Origin of the sequence: Mizugakiibacter sp. (genome assembly GCF_039680435.1) — a bacterium.
In the GTDB taxonomy this organism is placed as follows: Bacteria; Pseudomonadota; Gammaproteobacteria; order Xanthomonadales; family Rhodanobacteraceae; genus Mizugakiibacter.
The window spans coordinates 1-3,214 of the sequence record NZ_JBDKSX010000019.1 but is presented as its reverse complement, the minus strand read 5'-3'; the positions used below and the strand labels follow the sequence as shown (position 1 = coordinate 3,214).

The following is a 3,214-nucleotide window of genomic DNA, read 5'->3' as shown; positions in this document are numbered from 1 at the left end:
CCCCGGTCACGGCAACCGTGCGAAGCTACGAGGCGGCGCGGCCAGAGAATAGCGCGGCCTCATCGGCTCGGCGCCGAACAAGCCCCGGTAAGGTCTCGCCTCTCGCTTTCACCCACCGCGTGAACTCGCCCGCCGCGCTGACGTAGCGTTCGGCGTTGAGGTGCCGCAGCAGCGTGGATCGCTCGAAGGCGCCTGCCCCGATGTTGTAGATGAGCGAGATCAACGCCGCCCGTTGATGCTCCGTCAGCGGCACCGTGACGAGGCGATCCACCGCGCGCGCGGCGTCTTCCAGATCGCGGCGCAGCATCCGGCGCGCGGCGTCCTGCGTGATCGGGCCATCCCCCTTCACCACGGGCTTGCCGTTGTCCCATCGCGTCGAGCCATAGCCGATGGTCCACACGCCGGCCGGGCAAAGATAGGCGGTCGGCTTGTAGCCCTCGAACTCGGCCACGATCTGCACCGCCGCAGGCGGCACAGACGCAGGCAGGGGAGGCGCGGCGGCCTCCCCCACGGTCAGCACAGGCACGGCGGGGGGCGTTGCCGGCCCCTCGCCTTCCTTGTGCTGCGGCGCCTTTGATGGAGTTTGGCCGAGTTTACCCCGATTTACTTCGGCCGGCGCTGGCGGCGCCTCAGACCGGCCCGGACTGCCCCAGCCGAACAGGCGACGAAGCCACATCATCGCGGCGGCGCCGCCAGCGCGGCCTGACGCGCGCGGTAGCTCCACAGCGCCGCGGCCACGCTGATCGCGCCGCCCGTCACCGCCTCCCACATGGCGGCGTCCCCGATGCCGCGCGACGCCATCACGGCGCCGGCCTGCATCAGCAGGACGCGGGCCAACCAGAGGGCCTGATCCATTGCGGTGTCTCCTGTCATGGATGCCGCCTGCCCGGCGGCGGGGATCACGGTGCGGGCCGAGGCTCGCCGCGCACGGAGCGCAGAAGGATGTCCTCGATCCGGCGCAGGCCGGCGCGCAACTCGGCAAATCCGTCGCGCTCGCGCGTGCTGTCCGCCTCCAGCCGGCGGGCGAACTCGGCCTCCATGCGCGTGCGCTCGACGCGCTCCGTCTCGACGCGGCCTTCCAACCGCAGGCCCCACACCATCAGCGCGGCGGCCATCGCGACGGCGGTCAGCACGTTGCCGGCGGTGATGGTGCCGTCAAAGCGGATGCGCGGCTTTTCCTCGCGCGGTGCGATATCGGCCATAGCGCTACATCCTCGCGCCAGCAACGTAAGGCCGCGTGATGAAAGCGTTCCCGGCGGCGGTCACCTGCCCGTAGTGCCGGAACCCATCAACCGTGATCTGATCGACGGTCGTGTTTGCGAGGTTGGTGTTTTCGGTCGCCGTGCCCATGACGATGATCGGCACAGCGCGCTTCTGCACGGTGAAGGTGATCTGTTGCCCGACGTAGGCGTTCGCCGTGTGGCCCGAGCCGATGAAGTTCGCTCGGCCCGTCTCGTAGTATCGCTGGCAGCGTCGCAACTCGTCGGCGGGGTCCGGCACCTCGAACGGCGGGAACAGGCCAAGCCCGGCGGTGTCCACATACAGCCCGGCGTCGAACAGGTCGAAGGTGGCGCTGCCGGTCGCCATGAGGTTGGTTTGCGCCGCCGTGGTCAGGATGCTGCCCGTCTGCCAGCCGGTCGCGCCCTGCGAGGACACGCCCGCCGCCAGCGCGACCCGCAGCACCATCCCGAGCGCCGTTGTCGTCGGCCAGGTGCCAGACACGTCGCCGGGGATGGTGAAAGTGCGCACCACGTCGGTGTTCGTCTCGCCGGCCGCGATGGTCAGCAGCCCGACCCAGGATCGGTTCCCCGCGGCGTTGCTGATCGAGACGCCGAACGTCCCTGCCACGGAAGACCGCACGCCGAGGCGCAGCAGCAGTTGCCGGGCCGTCGCCGTGCCGAAGCGGGCATCGGCCATCGCCTGCCCCTCCAACGGCTGCTCGATCACGTAGAGGTCGCCGGCCGCAATGGACACGTCCGTCGCCTGCACCGTGGCGCGGAGGCGGAACGGCGATCCGGCCGGCGTCGTGCTGGCCACCTGCGCCAGCCGCAGCGTCCCGCCCGGCGTGGTCGAAAGCGTGCCGCCCCATTGATCGAGGGCGTAGACGGAGCCGGTCGTAATGTCGGTGTTGGCGGTGCCGAATTGCTGGCTGATCTGCATGGCCGGGTTGACCAGCCGGTTGCGGCGCGCGGCCAGCAGCGCGGACGCCTGATCGGCGGGCGGCGCGGTCGAAGCGTCGTCGCCCTCCACCGGATCATCGGTGGCAATCACCACATCGGCGGCGTCGGTCAGGATCGTGCGGTAATCGCCCGAGCCGAGAAACATTGCCGGGAAGCGGCCGGCGGCGTCCGCGATGACCGGGTTCGCGTGCGGGATCGTGAGGGCCGCGTCGGTGAAAACGGGCTTTGGAGTGCTCGTTCCGGTGGTGTAGGTGTAAAGCTTCGCGCCGGCCAACGGGCGGCCGTCGAGGCCCACCGCCTGGCTGCGCGGCAGAAGGAGACGCTTGGTCATGCGGCTTGTCCTGGCATGGGTGGGGTGGCGCTAGATGGGCGGCACGCTGGCGTCAGTCGCCATCATCTGCGTTTGCGTGTGGGGCGTTGTGCTGGTGGCGCGACTACGGCACCGCGAGTTGACCCACGCAGGTCTGCCCTATTGGACGCCGCTGCGCGCTGCGGTGCTGGCCGGATCGGTCGTCGGGCTTATCGGGCTGGTGGCGCTGCAATGGCTGCTGGCCGCATCGGCGCCGCCGCTGGTGCAATAAAGGCCGCGCGGTAGGACTGCACCGCATCGCGCAGCTCCGGGTTGCCCTCGGCCACCGCGAACAGGCGCGCCCATTGGCTGTCTGGGATTGAACCGCGCATGGCAGTTACCCGCGTCGCGCCGGCCAGCCAGCGGACGACTTCGGGGTTCTGGATCATCTGCGCGGCGTAGCGCGGCGCCACGATGCCAAGTGCGGCGATGGTGGCCAGCCCCTTCCAGTCGCCTTCGATCAGGTCCTGCCCGGCCGCCAAGGCGCCCGCGCCCATGCCGGCAACCCGCGCCGTGCCGCTCCAGTTCCGCATGGCCTGCGCGTCGCGAAGCCGCTGTGCCACACGGACGAGGTTGTCCAGTTCGCCACCCAGGGCGTTGTTGCCGCCGAACAGGACGTTGCGCGCGCCCGGCCCGTTCTTGTTCAGCCGTTCCCAATTGGTCAGGAAGGTGTTGATGCTGAACC

The 3,214-nt window shown here is 70.1% G+C and carries 4 protein-coding genes and 1 pseudogene; all 5 read right to left on the bottom strand.

What is annotated here, in order from left to right; all coding sequences use genetic code 11:
• Positions 1-25: 25 nt before the first annotated feature.
• Positions 26-451: a lysozyme gene (locus ABFC67_RS01545; RefSeq protein WP_346736273.1), complete on the bottom strand. Its 426-nt coding sequence runs from the start codon at positions 449-451 to the stop codon at positions 26-28.
• 224 nt (positions 452-675) lie between these two features.
• On the bottom strand, positions 676-855 hold the full coding sequence (locus tag ABFC67_RS01540) for a hypothetical protein (protein ID WP_346736272.1): 180 nt from the start codon (positions 853-855) through the stop codon (positions 676-678).
• 44 nt (positions 856-899) lie between these two features.
• Positions 900-1,202 (bottom strand): hypothetical protein, encoded by a 303-nt coding sequence (locus ABFC67_RS01535; protein WP_346736271.1) that lies wholly within the window; start codon positions 1,200-1,202, stop codon positions 900-902.
• Between the two features lie 4 nt (positions 1,203-1,206).
• Positions 1,207-2,511: a hypothetical protein gene (locus ABFC67_RS01530; RefSeq protein ID WP_346736270.1), complete on the bottom strand. Its 1,305-nt coding sequence runs from the start codon at positions 2,509-2,511 to the stop codon at positions 1,207-1,209.
• 188 nt (positions 2,512-2,699) lie between these two features.
• Positions 2,700-3,214: pseudogene (locus ABFC67_RS01525) on the bottom strand (hypothetical protein); the annotation flags it as partial.